We start from the raw sequence: 25,195 nt of genomic DNA, 5'->3' as shown, positions 1-25,195 counted from the left end.
GATCGAACATGCAACGTCGTGACTTCTTGAAATCGGCCGCCCTCTTCGGCGCCGTCGCCGCCCTTCCCGGCAGCGTGTTTGCCAGCAAGCGCGAGACCCTGCGCGTGGGTTACCTGCCGACGCTGTCCTGCGATAGCCACCTGTGGCTCGGCCTTGAGCACAAGGCCTGGGAAGCCCAGGGCATCGACATCAAGCCGACCAAGTTCATCACCGGCCTCGAGGCCTATCAGGCCCTGGCCGGCGGCAGCATCGACCTGGTCAGCACCGGCGCGGTGATCGCCAACTTCCCGGCGCGGGGCCAGGGCAAGGTATTTCTGGTCAATGCGCTGGAAACCGCTATGACGCAGATCTATGTCAGCGCCGAATCGGGCATCAAAACCCTGGCCGACCTCAAAGGCCAGCGCATCGCCACCACCCGCGGCACCAGCGCCCACTACCTGCTGCACGAGGCCCTGAAAAGCGTCGGCCTGGACAGCAGCCGCGACGTCGAAATCATCCACCAGCGCATGGATCAGGCGGTGACCAGCTTCGTCGCCGGCTCGGTGCCGGTGGTGGCGCTGTGGACGCCGTTCGACAGCATCGTGCGGCAACACCGCGCCAGCGCCGTACGCCTGACCTCCGCGGCCGATCACCCCAACGCGGTGGTGGTGGATGGCTGGTCGGCGCGCAACGAATTGCATGCCGGCAATCCGGAACTGCTGCAACGCTTCATCAAAGGCTGGGAAGTGGCCAACGACCAGTTGCTCAACCACACCAGCGATGCCCTGGCACTGCTGGCCGCCGGCCCTTACAAGCAGTTCAGCGTCGACGAACTCAGAGAACAGTACGAAGTGGTGCGCTGGGACACGCCACAAGGCTGGCTGCCCGACTACCAGAGCGGCAAGGTCACCGAGTACCTCAACGCCATCACCCGTTTCAACCAGGAAGTCGGCGCGCTCGACAACCCCATCTGGGCAGACGACTACTTCGACCCCAGCCTGTACATCAAAACCTTCGGCTAAGGACTCTTCCCATGAGCGACTACAAAAAGGCTAAATCGGTGGCCCAGGCCATCGACATCGAATCGCGTTACCAGCACATCCGCCCGCGCCCGCAGATGCCGGACTTCGCCGCGGTGATCGACGGCGTCGACCTGACCAAGCCGATCTCCTCGGCCGTGCAGGAAGAGCTGTACCGCGCCCTGCTGGATTTCGAAGTGCTGTTCTTCGAACCGCAGCAGATCAGCGAAGAGCAGCATCTGGCCCTGGCCAGCGCCTTTGGTGAAGTGGCGCAGGGTGCCTATTTCCCGCGCAAGGACGGCCACCCGCAGATCGAAGTGCTGGCCAACGACGAAGCGCGGCCGGCCTCGGTCGACCATTGGCACACCGACCTGTCCTGGCTGGAAACGCCGCCGACCGGTACCGTGATCCAGATCACCGAACTGCCGGAGGTCGGCGGCAATACCGCCTGGATGAGCCTGTCCAAGGCCTTCAAGGCGCTGTCGCCAGGCCTGCAGGAATACCTGCGCGGCCTGACCGCCAGCCATACCTGGGAAGTCAGCCAGTGGCGCAACTACCTGGCCAATCTGGGCGAAGACGTGCTGATCAACTCGATCAGGCAGTACAAACCGGTGCAACACCCGGTCGTGCTCACCCACCCGGAATCGGGCAAGGAGATCCTCTTCGTCAACGAGACCTTCACCCGCAACATCGAAGGCGTTTCCGGCTTTGAAAGCCGCCAGGTGCTGCAACTGCTGGCCAACTGGATCAAGCAGCCGGAATTCACCTACAGCCACAAATGGCAGAAGAACGGCCTGGCCGTGTGGGATAACCGCAGCACCCAGCACTATGCCCTGGCCGATTACTGGCCGCGGCGCCGGGTCAACCAGCGCGTGACCTTCAACGCCCGTGGCACGCAAAGCGCGCAAGCCAATACCCTGGACGCCGTAGGCGCCCTGGGTCGCACCTCGAAAGTAGCTTACGGACTATGACCTGGAGCCGTTTCGACGCCCGCGAGCTGCGCCTGCATTACCTCGATGAAGGCCATGCCGGGCAGCCGGCGGTCATTGCCCTGCACGGCTGGCCCGATGCGCCGCAGACCTGGCGGCACCTGCTGCCGGCGCTGCGCGCAGCCGGTTACCGGGTAATCACCCCTTACCTGCGCGGCTTCGGCCCCAACCGTTTTCACGACCCGGCACGGCGCAGCGGGCAACTGAGCGCCATCGCCGATGACATCCGCCAGTTGGCCGACCACCTGGGGCTTGAGCGCTTCTCGGTAGTCGGCCACGACTGGGGCGCGCGCTGCGCCTACATCCTCAGCGCCCTGTACCCGCAGCGCGTGGTGCGCGCCGTGGCCATGTCGGCGCCCTATGCACCGGGCGTGCCCTTGAGCTGGGAGCAGACGCAGGCGTACTGGTACCAGTGGTACATGAGTACGCGCCAAGGGCGTCAGGCCGTGGAAGCCCAGCGCGAGGTTTTCTGCCGGGAACTGTGGCGGCGCTGGTCGCCGCAATGGGCGTTTGCCGACGAAGACTTCGCCCCGGCTCTGGCGGCCATGGACAATCCGGACTGGGCGCAGGTCACCCTGCACTCCTATACCCAGCGCTGGGGCAATGCCGAGGCCGACCCGGGCTGCGCCGAGCTGGAAACGCGGCTCGCCGCCTCGCCGCAGGTGAAAGTGCCCTGCCTGATCATCCACGGCCAGGCCGACCGCTGTAACCTGGCCGAAGGCTTCCACGACCTGCACGCCTTCACCGGCGGCGTGGAGCGCCTGGAGTTGCCAGGCGTGGGGCACTTTCCCCAGCACGAGGCGCGCGAGACGGTAAACCAGGCGATTGAACGGTGGCTGGGCCAAGCCTGACGGTCGCGGCACCATGATAGAAGCGGCTACCGGCGCCTTTCGACCGACCACTTGGACAAGCCTTCGTCCTCGACCTGAACGCCTCCAGCAAACGCAAGCCCGAGCCATACAGCAGATTGGCGACGACCCACTGCACACCCTGCAGATGCGTCAGCAGCTCCGCCACCTCGTCACGGCTCAACACCAAAAGCCCGGGTTTCTTCGCCCTCACGATGCCCTGCAACTAGGGCAGGTTCAGCTTGAGCACCTCCTTATAAAGGGCGGTTGCAGGAGCTGAGTGCAACACGGTCATTGAATTGAAGCTGGAGCATCATGCCGCATAGCCATGGCCTTCTGCATCACCTCACCCATAACTTCGATGGGGCACTTGAAGTCGAAGCGCTTACGCGGTCGCATATTCAGTTGCAGCGCAATGGCGTCGAGTTCTTCTTGGCTATATACCGACAAGTCCGTGCCCTTGGGCAGATACTGGCGGATCAGGCCATTTATGTTTTCGTTGCTGCCGCGTTGCCAAGGGCTATGCGGGTCGCAAAAGTAAATTGCCACCCCGGTCTGCTGGGTGATTTCAGCATGCCGCGCCATTTCTCGGCCCTGGTCGTAGGTCATGCTCTTGCGCATCGCCAGCGGCATGCCATTGAGCGCTGCACTGAAGCCTTCCATCGCCGAGGTCGCCGTCGCGTCGTTCATCCTTACCAGCATCAGGTAGCCACTGGTGCGCTCCACCAGCGTGCCTACAGACGAGGCGTTGGCCTTGCCCTTGATCAGATCGCCTTCCCAATGCCCTGGCATCAGCCGGTCTTCGATCTCCGGTGGGCGCACATGAATGCTGACCATCTCGGGGATCTGTCCGCGTCGATCCACGCCGCCAGAACGCGGTCTGCGTGTCGTCTTGCTTTGGCGCAGGCAGATGATCAGCTCCTTACGCAGCTCGCCGACCGGCAAGGCATAGATCGCGTTATAGATCGTCTCGCGACAGACGTAGGCATCTCTGAGGCTTGGAATGTTCATGCTGCGCAGCTTGCCGGCAATCTGCTCGGGAGACAAACGCTCGCGCAGCATATGGACCACCAGCTGGAAGCGCTCACTACCTGGCAACAGCTTTCGTTTCGGTCGACAGCGTTGGCGGCGGGCCTGCATCTGCTGCTGGGCCATGCGGGCCGAGTAGCCACCACTGGCAGCTCGATTGCGGCGCAGCTCCCGGCTGATGGTCGAAGGGGATCGGGTGATCAAGCAAGCAATCTTGCGCAGGCTGAGCCCTTGGGCACGGCCGATTTGAATGGTGGCACGTTCTTCAACGCTGAGTTCGGAATAAGACATAGGGGCAGCACCGTACCGGAAAGGTCAGGTGTTGCACTCAGTTTTTGCCGCCGCCCTTTGCAATAATCTTTCCGTGCCAACCAAAAAGCAGTTGCAAAATTACGGCCACAACATTTCAGAGCTTTATGATAGCTGCGAGAAAATTGCCATCAAAAGGGGAGCCACACTACCGAGTCGTTTACAGTTAGGTGAAATAGATCAAGAGTTAATATCTCTACTCAGTGATTTCGCTCGCTCAACGCGATACCACAATCTTGACACATTGAGCTCATCGCAAAGTGGCAATGACCCCCTAACCCATTGGGGGCAAATTATAATTTCCATTCTCGCCAAAGATGTAAGCCCTAGCCAGAAGCAAAAAATATTCACTCGGGCAAACATTGTAGCTTCTGCAATTGATGACATTACTATCACGCTAATGCACGGCCTAGATCAGCGCCCATTAACCACACTCGAAGCCCTTTCTTTGCCTGGGCTTCATGATCAAGCTGTTAAATTCGCAGTTCTTCGCATTGTTAATATACTTAGCCCAATTCGGGAATTAATCTCCCTCATCAGCCACGAGGCTTATCACCTCGGGTTATCAGCCCCGCCATTTCCGCAAATGCAAGAATTTCTAGAGTAGCTTTGGAATGACCGCCAATATGTACTTAGAAAAAAGAAATGGCCTTAATAAAAAGCAGCCATATTTTTTCAACCCTGGCCTCTGCGTTATGGCCTAACAAATGTATATGGACTCTCCCCACAAGTAGTGAGTAAAGCTTTGCTTTTGCACCTGTCGTCAGCGCGGTTGCATTCGTATATCCGGCCTGTGATGGGCGCTTGGCCCTGGCCATTCTGTAGTTCGCGCAGCGGGGGCCAAGCGTTCAATCGATCACGGGGATCATCATTGTTATCGGCCTTGCTCCGCTGCAGGACTCGCCTGTTCCGACAGCGCTGCTGCTCACCACAACCACAAGAAAACCATCACGCCTTGCTGATTACCCACGCCGTCAGACGAGTCTTGGGCTGGTGGATAGTTAAGTAGCGCTTCCCGATTCGCAAAGGGCTGCGCTGGCTACCGACATGGTTACTGGGTAGCCATGAATTCCCAATCTTGACTACGCCCGACGCCTTCGCTTTGACGCTATGCTCTCCCCCGCTCATATCAACAAGGACGTAAACATTGATGGACTTCATTGCACGCAATTTCAGATGGCTGATGCTGCTATCCGGCGTTCTCACGGCGACCATGTTCTACGGCCTGTTCGCCCCGCAGGAGGCGCTGCAGTCGATGTTTGGCGCATCCTTCGATGGGCAGTTGCAATCCTTGGTCGTGCGCAGTTGGTCGGCGCTGGTCGGGTTGATGGGCGTGCTGCTGATCTATGGCGCGTTGAGCCCGAGGCATCGGGTTCTCTGCGCCGTCATTGCCGCGCTGAGCAAGGCCATCTTCGTGTCGCTGCTGCTGATCCATGGCCAGGATTACCTGAGCAAGGCCGCGCCCGCCATCGCCCTGGATCTGCTGGTGATCGCCTTTACCCTGCTGTTCCTGCTGGCCGTGCAAAAGCGGCGTAGCGCTTGAGGCGAAACTCATGGGAATGATCAGGCATATCCTCTGGCTGGACTGCATGGCCGCTGCGAGCGCGGGCGTTGTGGTTCTGTTGCTGGCCCCCTGGTTGAGCGGCTGGTATGCCCTGCCCCGCGAGCTGCTGAGCTTCATCGGCGCGGTCAATATCGCCTATGCCTGCTTCTCCTTTTCGCTGGCGATTCGTGTGCGGCGCGCCGAAGCGCTGATCAAGCTGCTGGCAGTGGCCAACGGATTCTGGGCGCTGGCATGCCTTGGTATCGCTGCGACCTTTGCCCCGGTGATGACGCTACCGGGGCTTTGCCATGTGCTCGGCGAGGCTGCGTTCGTGGGAGGTCTGGGCATGCTGGAGTGGAAATGGCGCAGGCAGCTGCTGGTGGCTGGCGAACAGGGCGTTTCGACTCAGCCTGTCGCGGACCAGTAGCCGTCACAGGTATTCAGGCGAAGATCCGGCGATGGCTGCTCAGGCCATCATCAGCCCTATCCGTCAGCGCGGTGAAAACGGTTCTTGCCCGCGTGCTTGGCCGCGTACATGGCCTGGTCCGCACGTTTCAGCAGGTCCTGGCCGCCTTCAGCGTGCAGCGGAAACAGAGCGGCGCCCACGCTCGCCGATATCCGCACCATGCAGCCGTCCAGATCGAACGGCTTGGCCAGCACATCCAGCACCTTGAGCGCCACCGTCTCGCAATCCTGACTGCCGTGCAGATTGCCGAGGACGATGCCGAACTCATCACCGCCGAAGCGTGCGACCGTGTCCGTGCTGCGCACACATCCTTCCAGCCGCCTGGCGGCCATCTGCAGCAGGCTATCGCCAGCCGTATGGCCGTGGCGGTCGTTGATTTCCTTGAATCCATCCAGGTCGATATAGAGCACGGCGCACAGCTGTTGCTGGTCGCGCACGGACTCCAGCGCCTGGTCGAGGCGCTGGTGGAACCTGACGCGGTTGGCCAGCCCGGTGAGGGCGTCATGCTCGGCGTCATGACAAAGGCGCGCTTCCAGGTGCTTGCGCTCGGTGATGTCCTGCGTAACCAGCACCAGAAACTCCGGGTGACCATGGCGATTGCGGACGACGCTCGAGGCCTCGCATACCCAGATCAGCGAGCCATCCTCACGCCGATAGGTTTTCTCGATTTCCGGGGAAAGCGCACGTGCCTCGCTGAGCAGTTGCTCGCTCAGGAAGCTGCGGGCGGCGGCAGCTACTTCAGCGTCGCTCAGGTCGAAAATGTTGGCGCCTTGCAGCGCCTCGGGCGGGCGCCCCAGCATGCGCGCGAACTTCTCGTTGACCCGCAGTATCCGACCCTCGGGGCTGATGTGGGCGATACCCATGGCCGCCTGGTGAAAGGTGGCGCGAAACAGCGCTTCGCTGCCTTGCAGGGCATCGGTGGCCGCACGTTGGCGAACCAGCATCAGCGCCAGCAGGCCAACGAACAGCATGACCACCAGGGTGACGCCGACTGCGGCCATCAGGTAGGTAGAGCGCCGCTGCAAGGTCGTCGCCATCTCCTCGTCGTAGGCGGTGGCCACGGTAATCATCAGGGGATAACCGCTCATGGTGCGGTAACTGACGATACGGGCGACGCCATCGAGCCCCTCGCCACTGTCGTGGAAATCATCGGCGTCATGCAGCTTTTGCCGCTGGAACCAGGCCAGCGACTCGGCACCCAGGCCAAATTCGCTGCGTGCGCCGATCTTGCGCGCACGTATCACGCCGTCGAGGCCGGCGAGCTCCAATAGCCCCTGTGGGCCCAGATCGACCTGCTGGAAGAAACGCGTGACGTCCTCTGGACGCACGGCCATCACCACGACGCCGGCGAAGCTACCATCATCGCGCTCGATACGCAGCGACATGGGGATCAGCCAACGCCCGGAAACCCGCCCGAGTACCGGCTGATTGATGAACAGGTGATCGATACGGGCATCGCGCTGCGCCGTGAAGAACTCGCGGTCGGCGTAGTTGACCGGGCCGGTGTTCTGGCTGCTGCTGACGATATCGCCCTGCTCGTCCACCACGCTGACGATGGTGAACATCTCCTCGCGGATCACGCCCTCCTCGACCCAGCGGCGCAGGTCGATGGCCTTGCCCTGCCGGCGGTACTGCTCGCGCACGAAAGCCGCCACCTGCTCGGCCGCCTTCAGCGCGCGGAACACCTGCTGCTCGAAAGCGATGGCCAGGCTGGAGTTGGCTTCCATTTCCGCAGCCAGCGCCTGCTCACGTTCGAAGGCGATGCGTTGCAGGGTGATCAGCCAGACAATGGCAACGAACACGCTCGCCAGAACGATCAGCAGGTTCAAGGGTGTTGCGATTCGAGGGCGTCGAGCGACGGCGTCATGCGCGTCAATCGGCGTGCTGGGCGGGGTCATCGCCTTGTTCTCCAAGCCTTTCACGGGCGGGCTGTTTTCTAGCTGTTGGGGCCAGGGTCTGTTGCCCTTGGGTTCAGCGTCGCGGGGCGTGATCCATCGCCTTGCGTTGAATCATAGGCATTGTTGCGCCACTGTGCTGCCATCATGCGGTAATGGGTTTTGCCCGAAAATCGAGCTTGCGGCAGACTGACGACCGACGCTGCACCTCAGCCACATCACTTCGAGCCGAGCGGTACCTGCACTGCTCCTGCTCAATTTCTTCGACAACCGCCTGCCTTCGAGGCCTGCCTTGGAAACCACGGTCTTTCTCGCCGTCATCGCCGCCGCTGCCCTGCATGCCGGCTGGAACGCCCTGCTCAAGATTGGTCTGGATCGCTTCCTTACCGCCACGCTGATCCAGATTGGTGCCGGCCTGGTAGCGCTTTGCGCCCTGCCGCTGGTGGCGCTACCACAAGCCTCGGCCTGGCCGTGGATCGCGTTGTCGGCGTTGCTGCATATTGGCTACAACTTTTTCCTCGCCCGCGCCTACCAGTACGGCGACCTGGGCCAGGTCTACCCCATTGCGCGGGGCAGCTCGCCGCTGATGGTCGCCCTGCTCTCGCTGCTGCTGTTGCATGACGGGCTCGGTGCCCTGCAGTTGCTGGGTTTGCTGGTTCTGGTACTGGGCATCTGGCTGATGGCGCTGCGCGGCGGCCATCACAAGGCGCCACAGGGGGCGATGCTGGGCTGTGCATTGATGACGGCGCTGTTCATCGCCGGCTACACCCTCAGCGATGCCATTGGTGCGCGTAGCAATGGCGATGCGCTGAGTTATTCGCTGTGGCTGTTCACCGTCAACGGCGTGGTGATGGCGGCGGTATTGGCCATCAGCCGCGGGCCGCGCGCCTTCCTGCAGTTGGGCCCGCACTGGCGTGGCGGGCTGGCTGGCGGGGCGATGTCGATGGCGGCCTACACCATCGTCATCTGGGCCATGACCCAGGCGCCGGTAGCATTGGTTTCGGCCCTGCGTGAGACCAGCGTGGTGTTCGCCGTGCTGCTGGGAGTGGTGTTGCTCAAGGAAAGGTTGCGACCGATTCGTCTGCTGGCGTGCGCGGTGATCGCGGCTGGCGTGGTGGTGATGAAGCTGGCGTAGGGGGTTCGCGGTGCAGCAAGTGGATTGCAAAATCACAACTTGGTGGGCTGAAGCCCACCCTACAACGCTGAAGCGGATCGCCGCCCGGCCACCCTACAAGGACATCTGTAGGAGCGAGCTCTGCTCGCGAATCCTCAAGCACAAAAGCTTCGCGAGCAGAGCTCGCTCCTACCCAGGACCCGGGCGCAACCAGCGTCAGGAGGCGAGCCGCACCATCGGGTCGAGCTGACTCAGCATTCTGATCGGGAACCCGAGACCCGCTTTGCAGTTCTGTTGATCAACGGGTGCTGAGTCATCGACCGTTTTTTCGTCATACGCTGCCTGCATGCTGGCCGGGCTGACTGCCTGGACGCACGAGTTTTTTGTGTCCTGCCATCCATGGCGGCCACCTCAAGGGCCGTAGCGGAGCGACGTCAAAAACTTCTCCCGGAAGTTTTTTGCCGGCCAGGCGGGCTTGCGGCACACTAGCGCCCTTCCCGAGCCACCGCTCGTTTTGCCATACAAGCAGAGTCCGTATGACCCGTTCCCCCTTCCGCCGCCTCGTCTTCGGATCGTTGCGCCGCCTGCTGTACCTCTGGGTACGCTCGGAAACCATCAACCAGTCCGCCTTCACCCTCAAGCTAGACCGCAGCAAGCCGGTGTTCTACGTGCTGCAGCAGCCGTCGGTGAGCGACCTGGCGGTGGTCGACCGCGAGTGCACCAAGGCCGGCCTGCCGCGCCCGGTGTTGCCGGTAGCGGTCGGGGAACACATCGAGCCCGCCGCCTTCTTTTACCTGACACCGGAGCCGGACTGGTTCGGTCGCCAGGACAAGCGCGGCATCTCGCCGACCCTGGATCGCGTGGTCACCGCCCTCAGCCAGCATGCCGTGGACGACGCACAGATCGTCCCGGTCAGCGTGTTCTGGGGGCAGTCGCCGGACCGCGAAACCAGCCCATGGAAACTGCTGTTCGCCGACAGCTGGGCGGTGACCGGGCGCTTGCGCCGGCTGGTCAGCATCCTGATTCTCGGGCGCAAGACCCGCGTGCAGTTCTCCACGCCGATTCACCTGCGCGAGCTGGTTGAGCAGGACAAGGGCAAGGAGCGCACCCTGCGCATGGTGCACCGCATCCTGCGTGTGCACTTCCGCAACCAGAAGGCCGCGGTGATCGGCCCGGACGTGTCGCACCGACGCAACCTGGTCAAGGGCCTGGCGCACGACCCGATGGTGCGCCAGGCGATTGCCGAGGAAGCCGAACGCGAGAAGATCAGCCTGGAAAAGGCCGAAGCTCAGGCGCTGCGCTACGGCAACGAGATCGCCTCGGACTACACCTACACGGTGATCCGCTTCCTCGAACTGGTGCTTTCCTGGTTCTGGAACAAGATCTACGACGGTATCAAGGTGCACAACGTCGAAGGCGTGCGCGACATCGCCCAGGGCCACGAGGTGATCTACGTGCCCTGCCACCGCAGCCACATCGACTACCTGCTACTGTCCTACCTGCTGTTCCGCAATGGCCTGACGCCGCCGCACATCGCCGCCGGCATCAACCTCAACATGCCGGTGATCGGCGGCCTGCTGCGCCGTGGCGGCGCCTTCTTCATGCGCCGCACCTTCAAGGGCAACCCGCTGTATACGGCGGTGTTCAACGAATACCTGCACACCCTGTTCAGCAAGGGTTTCCCGGTCGAATACTTCGTCGAGGGCGGCCGCTCGCGCACCGGACGCATGCTGCGGCCGAAGACCGGCATGCTGGCCATCACCCTGCGCAGCTTCCTGCGCAGCAATCGCCTGCCGATCGTCTTCGTGCCGGTGTACATCGGCTACGAGCGCGTGCTGGAAGGCCGCACCTACCTGGGCGAACTGCGTGGCGCGAGCAAGAAGAAGGAGTCGATCTTCGACCTGTTCAAGGTGCTCGGCGCGCTCAAGCAGCGTTTCGGCCAGGTCTCGGTGAACTTCGGCGAGCCGATCAAGCTGGCCGAGTTCCTCGACCAGCAGCAGCCCGGCTGGCGTGAGCAGGAGCTGGGCCCGCAGTACCGCCCGGCCTGGCTCAACGACACCACCAACCGCCTCGGCGAGCGCGTGGCGCGCCACCTCAACGAGGCGGCGTCGATCAATCCGGTCAACCTGGTGGCGCTGGCACTGTTGTCCACCAGCAAGCTGGCCCTGGATGACCGCGCCCTGGCCCGCGTGCTCGACCTGTACCTGGCCCTGCTGCGCGCGGTGCCCTACTCGCCGCACACCACCCTGCCTGAGGGTGACGGCGCGGCGCTGATCGAGCACGTCAAGGGCATGGACCTGCTGGCCGAGCAGAAGGATGCACTGGGCAAGATTCTCTATCTGGACGAGCAGAACGCCGTCCTGATGACCTACTACCGTAACAACGTGCTGCACATCTTCGCCTTGCCGGCGCTGCTGGCCAGTTTCTTCCAGAGCAGTGCGCGGATCAGCCGCGAGCAGATCCTGCGCTACGCCGGCGCGCTGTATCCGTATCTGCAATCCGAGCTGTTCATCCGCTGGGAGCAGAGCGAGCTGGAGGGCGTGATCGACCAGTGGCTGACGGCCTTCGTCGAGCAGGGCCTGCTGAAGACCGAAGGCGACGTGTACGTACGCCCGGCGCCCAGCTCGCGCCAGTTCGTGCTGCTGACGCTGCTGTCGCGTTCGGTGGCGCAGACCCTGCAACGCTTCTACATGGCCATCGCCCTGCTGCTCAACGCCGGGCAGAACGCGATCAGCGCCGAAGAGCTGGAAGACCTGTGCACAGTGATGGCCCAGCGCCTGTCGATCCTGCATGGTCTGAATGCGCCGGAGTTCTTCGACAAGAGCCTGTTCCGTCACTTCATCCAGAGCCTGCTGGACCAGGGCGTGCTGCGCCAGGACGAGGCCGGCAAGCTCAGCCATCATCCGCTGCTCAGCGAACTGGCGGAAGGCGCCGCCAAGCGCGTGTTGCCGGCCGAGATTCGCCTGTCGATTCGTCAGGTGGCGCTGGATCGCAATGAGGACGAGCCGGCAAGCCCATGACGTGCATGCGCAAGGTGACGGCCTCGTAGGGTGGATCGGGGCGCGTAGCTGTCGCTTTTTACATCCACCGTGGCGCAGGCTCGATGCAACCAGACGAACCTGTCACGGTTTTGGCAGTCAGTCGATAAGCCACACACCGGCAGGAGGCCCTGGCAATGATCGATTCCCTGATGTTGAGTGCTGCACGCATCACCACGCTGGCGACTGGGCAGATACTGACCAATGCCAGTGGCTTCTTCTTCCGCCGGGATCAACGGCTGTTCCTCGTCACCAGCCGTCACGTGATGCTCGACGAGCCGAGCGGCCATCAGCCGGACAGCCTGCAGATCGAGCTGCATACCGACGCAGACAACCTGGCCAGTACCGTCAGCTTTTCCATTCCGCTGTATGACGGCGACCAGCACCTGTGGCGGCAAGGCATGGATGGCGCGGGCGAGATCGACGTAGCGGTGATCGAGCTGGATCAGACTGCCCTGCCCGACAACGGCGCTTACCAGGCCTTCACCCCGCAGCACCTGCTGCAAGCCGACGAGCATGTGGAAATCGGCTCGACACTGCTGGTGGTGGGCTTCCCGCTGGGTTTTCAGGACACCCTGCACCGCATGCCGGTGGCGCGCCATGCCGGGCTGGCATCGTCCTTCGGTCTGCGTTTCCACGGGCTGGGCTACTTTCTCACCGACGGGCGCACCCATCGCGGCCTGAGCGGCGCGCCAGTGGTCAAACGCGCCAGCGTCGAGGGTGAACTGCCCTGGCATCTGCTCGGCATCCATTCCACGCGCCTGTTGGGCAATCGCGACGAGGATCAGGACGAGGCCCTGGGTCTGAACTGCACCTGGTATGCCGATATATTGATGACGCTGACCGAATAATCGCCCGGCGTCATCGCCAGAGATGACTGCCAGGCTCGCCGGCAAGCCGGCTCCTACAGAACAAACCACGCCCCGTAGGAGCCCGCTTGCGGGCGATAATCAATGAGTAGCCCGGATGAAATCCGGGGAACCACTCAATGTCCAGTCGCGGCTAAAGCCCCTCCCACAGAACGCATCGTACCGGTGGGAGGGGCTTTAGCCGCGACAGCTTTTTCTGGTGCGCGAACTGCCCCCGGATTTCATCCGGGCTACGAAACTGATGACGCTGACGGAGTGAACGTAACCGGATGCAACCCGGGAAAGCCGGCGTAGGGCGGACTCAGGAGCGAAGCGAACAGTCCGCCGGGCCATGCCCTCGTTCGACACCACGGCTCATCATCGGAACGCCAACGGCGTACTGCTTCCGAGCGGCCGGCGTCCCGGTACGCCCTACTCGCTACGAAACGTGGATGCAGGGGCGGACCAGAACATCGCGGCTGAAGCCGCTCCTACAGGTATTCACCCTTCCCGTAATTACATGGACTCGCCCACGCCGAGGCGTCAATGCGCCACGGTGGCAGTCTAAGAAGCCAACGGCAGCGAGGGCGAGTCAATGAAAAAGCATACAGCAACTAATCAATCCCAGGCCTTAAACGATCTATCGGCCTGCACGACAGTGGCAGTCGATCTTGCCAAGCGGGTCTTTCAGGTGGCGGGAGAAGACGTTCTTGGTCAGGTGCGTTACGAGGCGCGGATCAAGTCGCGTGAGGCATTCTACGAGTTTCTGTGCAAGTTGCCGCCGAGTGTCGTCGTGCTGGTTGAAACTGGCCCAGGTGCTCAGGCGTGGGCACGGCAGCTACAGGGGCAAGGCAACCTGGCGCGGATTCTTCCGGCTCGTCTCGTCGAGGGTCACCGCAGCGGTGCGAAGAATGATCGTAACGATGCCCTGTCGATCTTGCGCGCCGGTCGCGATAGCAAGATTTCAGCCGTGCCCATCAAAAGCGCTGCCTCGCTGGCCATGCAGGCGCTGCATCGCGCTCGGCAGGGTTATGTGCGTCGGCGTACGGCGATGAGTAATCAGATGCGCGGTTTGCTGCTGGAGCACGGCGTGGCTCTGGCGCAAGGCGATGCGGCTATCAGCCACGTGATACCGAGGGTGCTGGAAGATGCAACGCAGCCACTGCCGGAGATACTGCGGGAGTTGATCGACGAATTGCTGGGTGAATGGCGGCAATTGGGCGAACGCATCAATGTCTTGAGCGGGCGCTTGGAAGCTGCTGCGAACGCGGACAAGACCGCGAAACGACTGATGACGGTGCGCGGAGTCGGCCCGATCATCGCCACCGCGCTGCTGGCCAAGCAAACCGAACCTGAACGTTTCGCCAATGCCCGCTTATATGCGGCTTACTTCGGCATGGTGCCTGATCAGCACAGCAGCGGAGAAAAGATCCGCCTGGGCAAGATGAGCAAGCGAGGCGATGGCTACATGCGCAGCCTGATGATCCAGGGCGCGCATGCGGTCCTCCGACAACTACGGCCTGATTCGCAGCAACCGGATGATCGCCGCTTGCTGGGCTGGCTGAGTCGCCTGGGGCGCAAAGAGGCGGCGGTGAGGTTAGCCAACCGCAACCTACGGATCGCCTGGGTGCTGCTACAGAATGAACAGACTTATCAACGCCAGCCAGTTAATGACAGGCAGGCGGAAATGAGTCACTGATCCACCGAGTTCTGCCACCGGGGCGCGAAGTCGCTCCAACCTCTGCTAGAAAACATTGACCCCAGGTAAGACCGTTGCGGATTGATGCCTTGGCTCCTACTGGCCTTCGAGGTCTGAATGTAATAGGCATACCGCAAGCTCACACAATGTTGGCCAGAAGCTGATGACAGCTTCCTCGAATAGGCCTGATACATAGATGCAGCCGGGTAGCAGTGTTGAAAAGCAGGTTTGACAGTGGGGGCGAGTCCATACATAGGAGCCCGCTTGCGGGCGATGGCCAGTAGCCGGGTGTAATCCGGGCCCAAGAAAAAACCCGCCCTGCGCATCACGCAGAGCGGGTTCTTTTACAGCGGTTAAAGCCTTACAGAGCCACAGCAGCCGGCTCGGGCTCGGCGGCCATTTCCACGTCCGGGGCGACTTCGATGTGCTGCAGCTCGAGACGCTCGCTGCTCCACTGGCGGATGCGGTTGGTCAGTGCCAGGTCGTCGTTCAGCTTCTGGCCATAGGACGGGATGATCTCCTTCAGGCGCTCCTGCCACTCAGGGGTGGCGACCTTGTCGGCGAAGGCCTTCTCGATCAGGTGCAGCATGATCGGTGCAGCGGTGGAAGCACCCGGCGAGGCGCCCAGCAGTGCGCTGATGCTGCCGTCGGCCGAGGTCACCACTTCGGTGCCGAACTGCAGCACGCCGCCCTTCTCGGCATCCTTCTTGATGATCTGCACGCGCTGGCCGGCATTGATCAGCTCCCAATCGGCGTCCTGCGCCTCCGGGAAGTACTCGCGCAGCGAGGCCATGCGGTCTTCCTGGCTGAGCATCAGCTGGCCCATCAGGTAGGTGCTTAGCGACCAGTTGTCCATGCCGGCGTTGACCATCGGCATGAAGTTGTCTGTGGTCATGCTGCTGAACATATCGAGCAGCGAGCCGTTCTTCAGGTACTTGGTGGAGAAGGTGGCGAACGGGCCGAACAGCAGCACGTTCTCGCCATCGATCACGCGAGTGTCCAGGTGCGGCACGGACATGGGCGGCGAGCCGACCGAAGCCTTGCCGTAGACCTTGGCCAGGTGCTGGGCAACCACGTCCTGATTACGCGTCATCAGGAACTGGCCGCCGACCGGGAAACCGGCGTAGCCCTTGGCTTCTTCGATACCGGATTTCTGCAACAGCTTGAGCGCGCCACCACCGGCGCCGATGAAGACGAAGCGGGCATTGATGGCCTGCTCGGCGCCGTCCTTGGCCAGGTCGGCGACGATCACCTGCCAGGTGCCGTCATCGTTGCGCTTGAGGTCACGGACTTCGTGCTCCAGGTGCAGGCTGGCCTGCTCCTTGCCGATCAGCGAGTCGATCAGTTGACGGGTGATCTCGCCGAAATTGACGTCGGTGCCGATGGCCATACGGGTGGCGGCGACCTTCTGCTGCGGATCGCGACCTTGCATGACCAGCGGTACCCACTGGGCGATCTGCGCGTGATCTTCGGTGAACTCCATGCCACGGAACAGGTTGCTGTGCTGCAGCGCAGCATGGCGCTTGCGCAGGTATTCGACGTTGTCGTCGCCCCAGACGAAGCTCATGTGCGGGGTGATGTTGATGAAGCTCTTGGGCTTGCTCAGCACCTCGCGCTCGACCTGGGTGGCCCAGAATTGCTTGGAGATCTCGAACGACTCGTTGATGGCGATGGCCTTGCTGATGTCGATGCCACCGTCGGCGGTTTCCGGGGTGTAGTTCAGCTCGCAGAAGGCCGAGTGGCCGGTGCCGGCATTGTTCCAGCCGTTGGAGCTTTCGGCGGCTACCTGGTCGAGGCGCTCGTAGATTTCGATGCTCCAGTCCGGCTGCAGCTCGTGGAGGTAAGTGCCGAGGGTGGCGCTCATCACGCCAGCGCCGATCAGCAGCACGTCGACGGTTTTCTCGGGCTCGCGGGGCTTGGAGCAACCGATCACGCTGAGACAAAGCAGCGTCAGCAGGATTTTCTTCATGGGACAGTCCAGTTCATCGCACGACGACAACAGCCGTGCAGGCAAGGTTTCGGGCAGCGGCCGTTTGGGCCGCACATGGGCGATAGCCGCAGATCTGCGGCGCGGCGGGAGGAAGGGTGTTTCCAGGCCTCTTGGCGGGCGTATTCCGATCGCGCCGCGTTATGGAGCAATATGCGTGCCGCTGAAAGGATTCAGCAGTCCCTGTGCGGCTTTCTGCCACACAGCCGGCACGGGGCTGGCGGGAACTCGCCAGATGCTCTCAGGCAAGCCCGCCAGGGTGGCGGGATTCCGCCCGAATCACCCCAGCAGCAATGGCAACAGCAAGGCAGTGGCAATACCCAGCAGGCTCATGGCCAGAGCGGCGAAGGCACCGCACTCCTCGCCCTCCTGCAAGGCATGCGCGGTGCCAATGGCGTGCGCATTGATGCCATAGCTCAGGCCACGGGCCGCCGGGTGATCCACCCCGGCCCAGCGCAGCAGCGCCGGCCCCATGGCCGTGCCGATCACGCCGGTGAGCATCACCATCACCGCAGCCAGCGACGCCACGCCGCCGATCTGCTCGGCCACCGGCATGGCAATCGGCATGGTCACGAACTTCGGCGCCAGGCTCATCACCACGCTCCAGTCGGCGCCCAGCACCCAGCCGATGGCCAGGGTCAGCGCCACCGACAGGACGCCGCCGGCCGTCAGGGTGATCATCACCGGCCAGAACAACTGGCGGATGCGCTTGATGTTGTGCTGCAGCGGCACCGCCAGCGCCACGGTGGCCGGCCCCAGCAGCCAGGCGACGGGCTCGGCGCCAGCGCGGTAGGTGGCGTAGTCCACGCCGCACAGCAGCAAGGTGGTGACGATCAGCGTCACCGATACCAGCACCGGCTGCAGCAGCAGCCAGCCGCTGCGGCGATAGAGCCAGGCGGCGATCAGAAAGGCAGCCAGGGTCAGGGCGATGGCGAACAGTGGGTGGTGAGTCAGCAGCGTCATCCCTTGCGCTCCTGACGGCGGATCAGCGTCTGCAACAGCCAGCCGCAAAACGGCACGGTGACCAGCAGCGACAGCACCAGCGCGGTGGCGATCACCGGCAGTTCACCGAGCAGCAGATCGCTGCTGGTCATGATCCCCGAGGCCGGCACGGCCAGCAGCAGCGGCAGATACGGCAGCAAACCACCGGCAGCCTGCTGCAGCGGCTCGGGCACCGCGCCGCGCCACATCAGCCAGACCGAGAGCAGCAGCAGGCCAATGATCGAGGCTGGCAGCATCGGCAACAGCCAGTGATTGAGCGCCACGCCGAACAACTGCAGTAATACCAGCCAGAACAGGCCACGCACCATCATGATCTCGACTCCTCCTTATGGCGCCCCCGACGAAACAGCGGACGCGGCTCGATAACCGAGCGACCATACAACACACTGAGCCCTTGCAGGCCCTTGAGTGCATCTTCCAGCGATTTGTCAGCGCGCACGGCGAAGGCATCGAAGCCGCACTGGCGCATGTGCGCCAACTGGTCGCGCAGCACATCGCCCACCGCACGCAACTCACCGCGCCAGCCCAGTCGGGTACGCAGCAGGTAGGCCTGGCTGTAGCCACGGCCATCGCGAAAGCTGGGGAAGTCGATGGCGATCAGCGGCAGGCTGGCGAGAAACGGCTGCAGCGCCTCCGGCTCGTCATCCACCTGCAACAGCAGGCCGTCGGCACTCATCGCCCTGCCCTCCAGCACCGCAGCAGGCTGCCGCTCGCGCCAGGCCGTCAGTGGCAGGATCAGTGGCGCGTCCCCTTCAGCGTCGAGCTGCCAGGGATCATCACTGACGATGCAGGCCTGGCCCTCGACCAGGCGAATCAGGTTGTTCATGCCACCTCCTCGCGGCTGTACACGCTCGCCTTGAATGGCTCCAGGCCGATGCGCTGAAAGGTGTCGAGAAAGCCTTCATTGACCTCCCGCTGATCGACATAGGTGCGCACGATGCGCTCGATCACCTCGGGCACCTGCTCGGCAGCGAACGACGGGCCGATCACCTTGCCCAGCGCCGCCTGTTGGCCCTGGCTGCCGCCGAGGGTGAGCTGGTACCACTCACTGCCGTTCTTGTCGACGCCGAGGATGCCGATGTTGCCGATATGGTGGTGGCCGCAGGCGTTCATGCAGCCAGAGATGTTCAGGCTCAGCTCGCCCAGATCATGCAGATAGTCGAGGTCGTCGAAACGCTGCTGGATGGCCTGGGCGATGGGGATCGACTTGGCGTTGGCCAACGAGCAGAAATCACCACCGGGGCAGGCGATGATGTCGGTGAGCAAACCGGCGTTGGCCGTGCCCAACCCCGCCGCTTCGGCTTCCCGCCATAGCGCGAAGAGGTCGGCCTTGCGTACATCGGGTAGCACCAGGTTCTGTTCGTGAGCGACGCGAATCTCGCCGAAGCCGTAGCGCTCGCTCCAGTCCGCCAGCATCTCCATCTGCTCGGCGGTGACGTCGCCGGGCGGTGCACTGATGCCCGGCTTGGTCGACAGCACTACGCTGAGGTAGCCAGGCACCTGATGCGCCATGACGTTGCGCGACACCCAGCGGGCGAAGGCCTCGTCGCGCGCCAGGTGGGTGCCGAAGTCGAGGTCGAGGGCGTCCTGCGGCACGTAGGCCGGTTTGTGGAAGGAGGCGGCGACGCGCTGGTACTCGTCCTCGGTCAGGCGCGCCGGGCCATCCTTGATCGGCTGCCACTCGCGCTCCACCTCGGCCGCGAAGGCGTCGATGCCGAGGGCCTTGACCAGTATCTTGATGCGCGCCTTGTACTTGTTGTCGCGCCGGCCATGGCGGTTGTACACGCGCAGGATGGCCTCGACGTAGGACAGGCAGTCCTGCCAGTGCAGGCCCTCGCGCAGGGTCTGGGCGATGATCGGCGTGCGCCCCAGGCCGCCGCCGACCAGCACACGCAGGCGCAACTCGCCTGCTTCGTCACGGTACAGCTGCAGGCCGATGTCATGCACCTGCACCGCAGCGCGATCCTGCTCGGCGGCGCACAGGGCGATTTTGAACTTGCGCGGCAGGAAGAGGAATTCCGGGTTGACCGTCGACCACTGACGGAGGATCTCGGCCAGCGGACGCGGATCGAGGTACTCGTCGGCGGCGACACCGGCGAAAGCCTCGGTGGTGATGTTGCGCACGCAATTGCCCGAAGTCTGGATAGCATGCATGTCGTGGTCGGCCAGCCAGTCGAGGATGTCCGGCACGCGTTCGAGCTCGACCCAGTTGAACTGGATGTTCTGCCGCGTGGTGAAGTGCCCGTAACCGCGGTCGTACTCGCGGGCGATATGCGCCAGTGCGCGCATCTGCTTGGCCGACAGGGTGCCGTAGGGGATCGCCACGCGCAGCATGTAGGCGTGCTTCTGCAGGTACAGGCCGTTCTGCAGGCGCAGCGGCAGGAACTCCTCTTCGCTCAGCTCGTCGGCCAGGCGCCGCTGTACCTGGTCGCGGAACTGGGCCACGCGCTCGCGCACCAGCGCGCGGTCATAATCGTCGTATTGGTACATGCCGGCAGGCCTCCTGATCACGGGGCGTCGACTATGCCTGCCGGGCGTGCACCGAAAACAGCGCCAGAAAAGCCTTAAAAAACCGGATCAGATAGGTACGACAGTGTCCTGCACAGGACACTGATTGGCGTGGCGCGATGTCGCAGGGCGGTATCTGGATCGCTCGACATGAAGGCTCATGACCTCAGAAATGGCGCGGCCTGGCGGCCTGCGTGGCATTTTTCCCTGCGTTCGACGTAATCATCTGATCCGCTTTTTTATCGAAAACCTGAGTCTGTTTTGTAAACAGCCCCACTCGGATCATGGCGCCAGCCTGAATAAACGCCTGATGAGGGCAACGACATGACCGATCTGATCCCCTTGCGCGCCGTCGAGAGCATCGACCCGGCCAAGCCCATTCGCCTGACCCCGGCCCAGGCCGGCGGCCCGATCCACACACGCAGCTTCACCGGGCGCTTTCGTAACCTGCGCCTGCTCGGTGCCGGCCTGCTGTTCCTGCTGTTCTTCGGCACCGCCTGGATCGATTGGAACGGCCGCCAGGCGGTGCTTTGGGACCTGGAGAATCGCCAGTTCCATATCTTCGGCGCGACCTTCTGGCCACAGGATTTCATCCTGCTCTCGGCGATCCTGATCATCGCCGCCTTCGGCCTGTTCTTCATCACCGTGCTGGCCGGTCGCGTCTGGTGCGGCTACGCCTGCCCGCAGAGCGTGTGGACCTGGGTGTTCATGCGTGTCGAGCAGATCACCGAAGGCGACCGCGGCCAGCGCATCAAACTCGACGCCGCGCCATGGTCGCTGCAGAAACTGGCCCGGCGCAGCGCCAAGCACGGCCTTTGGCTGGCGGTGAGCCTGGTCACCGCACTGGCCTTCGTCGGCTACTTCACCCCGGTGCGCCAGTTGACGGTGGACCTGGCGACCTTTGAAGTCGGCGCCACCACCGCGTTCTGGGTGCTGTTCTTCACTGCCGCCACCTATATCAACGCCGGCTGGCTGCGCGAGAAGGTGTGCCGCGACATGTGTCCCTACTCGCGCTTCCAGAGCGTGATGTTCGACAGCGATACCCTGGTCATCTCCTACGACGCCGCCCGTGGCGAAACCCGTGGCCCGCGGCGCAAGGACGCCGACTATAAGGCCGAGGGCCTGGGCGATTGCATCGACTGCACCATGTGCGTACAGGTCTGCCCCACGGGGATCGACATCCGCGATGGCCTGCAACTGGAATGCATCGGCTGCGGCGCCTGCATCGACGCCTGCGACAGCGTGATGGACAAGCTCGGCTATGCCCGCGGCCTGGTGCGCTACAGCTCGGAAAACGAGCTGGCCGGCGGCAAGACCCACTGGCTGCGCCCGCGTCTGGTTGGCTATGCGGCGATGCTCGCAGTGATGATCGGCGCCTTTGTCTGGGCGCTGGCCGAGCGCCCGCTGATCTCGCTGGACGTGACCCGCGACCGCGGCCTGTTCCGCGAGAACGCTCTGGGCCAGATCGAGAACATCTACAGCCTGAAGATCATCAACAAGACCCAGCAGCCGCGCAGCTATGCCATCAGCCTGGTCGAGCCCGGCGACTTCGAGCTGCATGGCCCACGCACGCTGAACCTGGCGCCGGGTGAGATTCGTGATCTGCCGGTCAGCGTCGCGCTAACGGCCACGCACAACGCTGCCGGCCCGCAAACCCTGCATTTCGAGGTACGCGACCAGGCCGATTCGCAGAGCCATGTGAGCACCAAGAGCACCTTCCTCGCGCCGCTGCGCTAGCGCTTCGCCCCGAGGCGGGGCTCCTACAGTTGCTCTCAAATCCGTGTAGGAGCCGCGCCCCGCGGCGAATGGGCCACCAGAGCCGTAGCCCGGATGCAATCCGGGGCGGTTCGAGGTCCTTCCCCGGATTGCATCCGGGCTACGGGCTCCACGAGCCTTGTAGGAGCGGCTGGGCGGCATTCCGTTTCAGCCGCGAAACCACCGCACTGCATCGATCGCGGATAAATCCGCTCCTACATCCGAAGCCTGCCCACTATTAACGAGGCACTGCCATGTCTGCCGCTCACCCCGTAAAGTGTTCACCCGTACCCTTTGCGGCGGTGAACCAGGACAGGATGAAACGCTACGAAAAATTTGCCGACGAGATCGCCGAGCTGATCCGTACCGGCGTGCTCGGCCCCGGCGAGAAGGTGCCCTCGGTGCGCCATGCCAGCCGCACCTATGGCGTCAGCCCCTCCACCGTGTTCCAGGCCTACTACCTGCTGGAAGATCGCGGCCTGATCCAGGCACGCGCGCGTTCCGGCTACTTCGTGCGCGAACACGCCAAACGCCCGCTGCACGAGCCTGAGCTGACCGCCCACGCCGCGCAGACCACCGAGGTCGACGTCAGCGAGCTGGTGTTCTCGGTACTCGCCTCGCTGAAGGACCCGCACACCGTGCCCTTCGGCTCGGCGTTCCCCAGCCCCGACCTGTTCCCGCTGCCGCGTCTGGCCAAGAGCATGGCGCACGCGCTGCGCATGCTCTCGCCGCACGAGATCATCGCCGACATGACCGCCGGTAACGCCGACCTGCGCCGGCAGATTGCCCTGCGCTACATGGTCAGCGGCGTGATGCTGCCGATGGAGGAACTTGTGATCAGCAACGGCGCCATGGAGGCGCTCAACCTCTGCCTGCAGTGCGTGACTCAACCAGGTGACCTGGTGGCCATCGAGTCGCCGACCTTCTACGCCTGCCTGCAGGTGCTGGAGCGCCTGCAGCTCAAGGCCGTGGAAATCCCCGTGCACCCGCGCGAAGGCATCGACCTGGGCGCCCTGTCGGAGAGTCTGAAGCAACTGCCGATCAAGGCCTGCTGGTTCATGAGCAGCCTGCAGAACCCGCTGGGCGCGAGCATGAGCGAGGAGAAGAAGCAGGCGCTGTATGAGTTGCTGGTCGAACACCAGGTACCGCTGATCGAAGACGACGTGTACGCCGAGCTGTACTTCGGCAGCCACCCGCCCAAGCCGGTGAAGAGCTTCGACCGTGAGGGGCTGGTGATGCATTGCAGCTCCTTCTCCAAGAGCCTGGCGCCGGGCTATCGCATCGGCTGGGTGGCAGGCGGGCGCTATGCCGAGCAGATCGCCCGGCTCAAGCTGATGACCACCATCTCGCCGTCGGTGCCAGCCCAGGCAGCGCTGGCCGACTACCTGCAGCACGGCGGCTACGACCGTCACCTGCGCAAGCTGCGCCATGCCCTGGAGATGCAGCAGAGCGCCATGCTCGCCTCCGCCGCCCGACACTTCCCCGCCAGCACGCGGGTCACGCGACCTTCGGGTGGCTACTTCCTCTGGTTCGAATTTCCCGAGCGTCTGGATTCGCTGCAACTGCTGCGCCTGGCGCTGGCCCAGGGCATAAGCCTGGCGCCGGGGCCGATCTTCTCCGCCAGCCAAGGCTTTCGCCACTGCGCGCGACTGAACTACGGCCATCCGTGGAACCCGCGCAGCGAGCAGGCCATGGAAGTGTTCGGGCGCCTGGTTGCGGGATTGCTCTGACGCCCGGTGCGCACAGCGCACCTTACGCGCTGTTGTAGCCCGGATGAAATCCGGGGCAGGTGCAGCAATCGCCCCGGATTGCATCCGGGCTACGGTCTTGGTGCGCACGGCGACGCACCCTACCTTCAGACTACTTCCACCAATACTCCACCTGCACGCCGAAGTTCGAGCCGTTGCGTGCGCTGCCGAAGGCGCCGTTCTCGGATAAGGCCGAGCCGTCGGCCAGCAGGTTGGCGGCCTGCTGCGCGGCTCGGTTCCAGCTGGCGTAGGTGTAGTACAGGCGGATTTCCGGGCGCTCCCAGAAGCCGGGGCCGGCGGGCGACCAGGTCGGGGCAACGGTGAACTTGGTCAGCTTACGTGTACCGCCGGGCGCCTCGACCTGATCGCGGCCGATCTCGCCGACCAGCTTGAACTGCTCGGTAAAGGCGTAGCTGGTGCGGCCACCGATGGACAGCCAGTTCTGGTCCGCACCGTCCGGGCGCTTGTCCTTCTGGTAGACCAGCTGCACCTGGCCGCCAAGACGCGGAGTCATCTGGAAGTCGAAGAACTCCACCAGACGCCAGCTGCTACTGCTGCTGTCCAGGGTCGGATCACCGGTGTAACCCAGCGCGGTGCCCGGCCCGCGCCCGTATTGCAGAGCGATGGTATTGACGCCGCCGAGGAAGCCCTGCTGTTTGTGCTGCGCAGTCACCGCCCAGCCGCTGTTGGCGTCGGTGCTGTCCGGCTTGTCGATGTAACTGACGCCCACTTCCAGCTCGCCGCCGGGGTTGACCTGGAAGCCGCCGACGTTGAAATCGTGGCGGTTGATGTAGGGCTCCTGGTCGTAGTTGTCCTTGCGCGAGAACACGTAGCTGTACTTGAGGTCGCCGATCTTCATCTCGTCGATACCGAAACCGGTAGCGCTCTGGTTCCAGTAGTAGAAGTCGGAGATATGGATGTCGTTACGTTTGTAGAAACGCCGCCCGGCCCACAGCGAACCGCCATTGAGCGCCGGCATGTTGCTCCACTCGGCGTACATCTGGTTCATCCGCGCGAAGCCGTAGTCGCCGGTGAACTTGGGCGTATGGCCGTACTGGTTGTAGAGCTGGGCCATGCCCTCGACGCTGATTACCGAGCCGTCGTCCAGGCGAAACAAGTCCTGGCGCAAATCCAGCTCGACGTACTGTTCGCACTCGTTACCCAGGCGATATTTGGACTGTGCGCCCGGCAACTGGAAACACTGCTGCGTGCCGCCGGTATCCGCGCCGCCGATACCGCTGCGCACATAGCCGCTGAACTCGACAGCCTGTGCCTGCGGCGTGGCCAACGCCAGTGCCAGCAGGCAGGGAACGCCGACAGAACAGGTGAGGGTTTGCTGTGTGGTCTTCATCGTTGCTCCTGATTGTTTTTATTGAGCGATGCTGCGGATCACCGCCGCAGCGACGGTTTTTTCGTTGC

At 63.2% G+C, this 25,195-nt stretch carries 20 protein-coding genes; 12 read left to right on the top strand and 8 right to left on the bottom strand.

Annotated elements, in window-relative coordinates; genetic code table 11:
• The first annotated feature begins 8 nt into the window (after nt 1–8).
• From J7655_RS07185 to J7655_RS07175, 3 genes are read left to right on the top strand one after another with little or no spacing between them, the layout of a single operon-like run.
• Nucleotides 9–1,001 carry an ABC transporter substrate-binding protein gene (locus tag J7655_RS07185; RefSeq protein WP_230927181.1) on the top strand — a complete coding sequence of 331 codons (993 nt, stop codon included), beginning with the start codon at nt 9–11 and terminating at the stop codon, nt 999–1,001.
• An 11-nt stretch (nt 1,002–1,012) separates the two neighbouring features.
• On the top strand, nt 1,013–1,969 hold the full coding sequence (locus tag J7655_RS07180; protein WP_230927180.1) for a TauD/TfdA dioxygenase family protein: 957 nt from the start codon (nt 1,013–1,015) through the stop codon (nt 1,967–1,969).
• On the top strand, nt 1,966–2,838 hold the full coding sequence (locus J7655_RS07175) for an alpha/beta fold hydrolase (RefSeq protein ID WP_230927179.1): 873 nt from the start codon (nt 1,966–1,968) through the stop codon (nt 2,836–2,838). Before J7655_RS07180 ends, J7655_RS07175 begins: the two co-directional genes overlap by 4 nt.
• 288 nt (nt 2,839–3,126) lie before the next feature.
• On the opposite strand, the gene J7655_RS07170 is transcribed toward J7655_RS07175, so the two are convergent.
• A complete protein-coding gene (locus tag J7655_RS07170) occupies nt 3,127–4,155 on the bottom strand; it encodes an IS30 family transposase (protein ID WP_230927178.1) in 1,029 nt (342 codons plus the stop codon).
• Nucleotides 4,156–4,183: 28 nt separating this feature from the next.
• Between J7655_RS07170 and J7655_RS07165 the strand changes: the two genes are divergently transcribed.
• From J7655_RS07165 to J7655_RS07155, 3 genes are all read left to right on the top strand, one after another.
• A complete protein-coding gene (locus J7655_RS07165; RefSeq protein ID WP_230927177.1) occupies nt 4,184–4,780 on the top strand; it encodes a hypothetical protein in 597 nt (198 codons plus the stop codon).
• A gap of 543 nt (nt 4,781–5,323) precedes the next feature.
• A complete protein-coding gene (locus tag J7655_RS07160; protein ID WP_230927176.1) occupies nt 5,324–5,716 on the top strand; it encodes a hypothetical protein in 393 nt (130 codons plus the stop codon).
• A gap of 10 nt (nt 5,717–5,726) precedes the next feature.
• On the top strand, nt 5,727–6,143 hold the full coding sequence (locus J7655_RS07155; RefSeq protein WP_230927175.1) for a hypothetical protein: 417 nt from the start codon (nt 5,727–5,729) through the stop codon (nt 6,141–6,143).
• A gap of 56 nt (nt 6,144–6,199) precedes the next feature.
• On the opposite strand, the gene J7655_RS07150 is transcribed toward J7655_RS07155, so the two are convergent.
• The gene (locus J7655_RS07150) at nt 6,200–8,011 is read right to left on the bottom strand and encodes a sensor domain-containing diguanylate cyclase (RefSeq protein ID WP_230927174.1); all 1,812 of its coding nucleotides are present in this window, start codon (nt 8,009–8,011) and stop codon (nt 6,200–6,202) included.
• A gap of 358 nt (nt 8,012–8,369) precedes the next feature.
• Between J7655_RS07150 and J7655_RS07145 the strand changes: the two genes are divergently transcribed.
• The 4 genes from J7655_RS07145 (at nt 8,370) to J7655_RS07130 (ending at nt 14,776) form a co-directional block, all read left to right on the top strand.
• Nucleotides 8,370–9,212, top strand: a complete 843-nt coding sequence (locus tag J7655_RS07145; protein ID WP_230927173.1) for an EamA family transporter — start codon at nt 8,370–8,372, stop codon at nt 9,210–9,212.
• 515 nt (nt 9,213–9,727) lie between these two features.
• Nucleotides 9,728–12,211 (top strand): glycerol-3-phosphate 1-O-acyltransferase PlsB, encoded by a 2,484-nt coding sequence (gene plsB / locus J7655_RS07140; protein ID WP_230927172.1) that lies wholly within the window; start codon nt 9,728–9,730, stop codon nt 12,209–12,211.
• Between the two features lie 155 nt (nt 12,212–12,366).
• Complete coding sequence (locus J7655_RS07135; protein WP_059391317.1) at nt 12,367–13,080, top strand: trypsin-like peptidase domain-containing protein; 714 nt, start codon at nt 12,367–12,369, stop codon at nt 13,078–13,080.
• 592 nt (nt 13,081–13,672) lie between these two features.
• The gene (locus tag J7655_RS07130; protein ID WP_230924828.1) at nt 13,673–14,776 is read left to right on the top strand and encodes an IS110 family RNA-guided transposase; all 1,104 of its coding nucleotides are present in this window, start codon (nt 13,673–13,675) and stop codon (nt 14,774–14,776) included.
• Between the two features lie 361 nt (nt 14,777–15,137).
• Here the strand turns inward: J7655_RS07130 and J7655_RS07125 are convergent, their stop codons facing one another.
• The 5 genes from J7655_RS07125 to J7655_RS07105 all read right to left on the bottom strand — a co-directional run bounded on the left by J7655_RS07125 (nt 15,138) and on the right by J7655_RS07105 (nt 20,255).
• Nucleotides 15,138–16,745: a malate:quinone oxidoreductase gene (locus J7655_RS07125; protein ID WP_230927171.1), complete on the bottom strand. Its 1,608-nt coding sequence runs from the start codon at nt 16,743–16,745 to the stop codon at nt 15,138–15,140.
• A gap of 297 nt (nt 16,746–17,042) precedes the next feature.
• Nucleotides 17,043–17,726: an LrgB family protein gene (locus tag J7655_RS07120; protein ID WP_230927170.1), complete on the bottom strand. Its 684-nt coding sequence runs from the start codon at nt 17,724–17,726 to the stop codon at nt 17,043–17,045.
• Nucleotides 17,723–18,076, bottom strand: a complete 354-nt coding sequence (locus J7655_RS07115) for a CidA/LrgA family protein (protein WP_017674822.1) — start codon at nt 18,074–18,076, stop codon at nt 17,723–17,725. The genes J7655_RS07120 and J7655_RS07115 overlap by 4 nt, the downstream gene beginning before the upstream one ends.
• Entirely contained in the window at nt 18,073–18,591 is a 519-nt protein-coding gene (locus J7655_RS07110) for a DUF934 domain-containing protein (protein WP_230927169.1), read from the bottom strand. Before J7655_RS07110 ends, J7655_RS07115 begins: the two co-directional genes overlap by 4 nt.
• Entirely contained in the window at nt 18,588–20,255 is a 1,668-nt protein-coding gene (locus tag J7655_RS07105) for a nitrite/sulfite reductase (protein ID WP_230927168.1), read from the bottom strand. The genes J7655_RS07110 and J7655_RS07105 overlap by 4 nt, the downstream gene beginning before the upstream one ends.
• A 342-nt stretch (nt 20,256–20,597) precedes the next feature.
• On the opposite strand from J7655_RS07105, the gene ccoG reads away from it, so the two are divergent.
• Nucleotides 20,598–22,010: a cytochrome c oxidase accessory protein CcoG gene (gene ccoG, locus J7655_RS07100; protein WP_230927167.1), complete on the top strand. Its 1,413-nt coding sequence runs from the start codon at nt 20,598–20,600 to the stop codon at nt 22,008–22,010.
• Between the two features lie 335 nt (nt 22,011–22,345).
• Entirely contained in the window at nt 22,346–23,758 is a 1,413-nt protein-coding gene (gene mapR / locus J7655_RS07095; protein WP_230927166.1) for a GntR family transcriptional regulator MpaR, read from the top strand.
• Nucleotides 23,759–23,888: 130 nt separating this feature from the next.
• Here mapR and J7655_RS07090 read toward each other — a convergent pair whose 3' ends face one another.
• The gene (locus tag J7655_RS07090) at nt 23,889–25,127 is read right to left on the bottom strand and encodes a maltoporin (RefSeq protein WP_230927165.1); all 1,239 of its coding nucleotides are present in this window, start codon (nt 25,125–25,127) and stop codon (nt 23,889–23,891) included.
• Between the last annotated feature and the right edge of the window lie 68 nt (nt 25,128–25,195).

The sequence above is a fragment of the Pseudomonas wenzhouensis genome (genome assembly GCF_021029445.1).
Taxonomy (GTDB): domain Bacteria; phylum Pseudomonadota; class Gammaproteobacteria; order Pseudomonadales; family Pseudomonadaceae; genus Aquipseudomonas; species Aquipseudomonas wenzhouensis.
Note: the sequence above shows the minus strand (reverse complement) of the source record. Positions and strands in the feature narration are given on the sequence as shown.

Excerpts from the sequence above, each read along its gene's own strand:
- J7655_RS07115 (WP_017674822.1), bottom strand. The coding sequence starts at position 18,076 with ATGATGGTGCGTGGCCTGTTCTGGCTGGTATTACTGCAGTTGTTCGGC.
- J7655_RS07180 (WP_230927180.1), top strand. The coding sequence starts at position 1,013 with ATGAGCGACTACAAAAAGGCTAAATCGGTGGCCCAGGCCATCGACATC.
- ccoG (WP_230927167.1), top strand. The coding sequence starts at position 20,598 with ATGACCGATCTGATCCCCTTGCGCGCCGTCGAGAGCATCGACCCGGCC.
- mapR (WP_230927166.1), top strand. The coding sequence starts at position 22,346 with ATGAAACGCTACGAAAAATTTGCCGACGAGATCGCCGAGCTGATCCGT.
- J7655_RS07110 (WP_230927169.1), bottom strand. The coding sequence starts at position 18,591 with ATGAACAACCTGATTCGCCTGGTCGAGGGCCAGGCCTGCATCGTCAGT.
- J7655_RS07105 (WP_230927168.1), bottom strand. The coding sequence starts at position 20,255 with ATGTACCAATACGACGATTATGACCGCGCGCTGGTGCGCGAGCGCGTG.
- J7655_RS07185 (WP_230927181.1), top strand. The coding sequence starts at position 9 with ATGCAACGTCGTGACTTCTTGAAATCGGCCGCCCTCTTCGGCGCCGTC.
- J7655_RS07090 (WP_230927165.1), bottom strand. The coding sequence starts at position 25,127 with ATGAAGACCACACAGCAAACCCTCACCTGTTCTGTCGGCGTTCCCTGC.
- J7655_RS07170 (WP_230927178.1), bottom strand. The coding sequence starts at position 4,155 with ATGTCTTATTCCGAACTCAGCGTTGAAGAACGTGCCACCATTCAAATC.
- J7655_RS07175 (WP_230927179.1), top strand. The coding sequence starts at position 1,966 with ATGACCTGGAGCCGTTTCGACGCCCGCGAGCTGCGCCTGCATTACCTC.
- J7655_RS07160 (WP_230927176.1), top strand. The coding sequence starts at position 5,324 with ATGGACTTCATTGCACGCAATTTCAGATGGCTGATGCTGCTATCCGGC.
- J7655_RS07120 (WP_230927170.1), bottom strand. The coding sequence starts at position 17,726 with ATGACGCTGCTGACTCACCACCCACTGTTCGCCATCGCCCTGACCCTG.
- J7655_RS07130 (WP_230924828.1), top strand. The coding sequence starts at position 13,673 with ATGAAAAAGCATACAGCAACTAATCAATCCCAGGCCTTAAACGATCTA.
- J7655_RS07135 (WP_059391317.1), top strand. The coding sequence starts at position 12,367 with ATGATCGATTCCCTGATGTTGAGTGCTGCACGCATCACCACGCTGGCG.
- J7655_RS07155 (WP_230927175.1), top strand. The coding sequence starts at position 5,727 with ATGGGAATGATCAGGCATATCCTCTGGCTGGACTGCATGGCCGCTGCG.
- J7655_RS07125 (WP_230927171.1), bottom strand. The coding sequence starts at position 16,745 with ATGAAGAAAATCCTGCTGACGCTGCTTTGTCTCAGCGTGATCGGTTGC.
- plsB (WP_230927172.1), top strand. The coding sequence starts at position 9,728 with ATGACCCGTTCCCCCTTCCGCCGCCTCGTCTTCGGATCGTTGCGCCGC.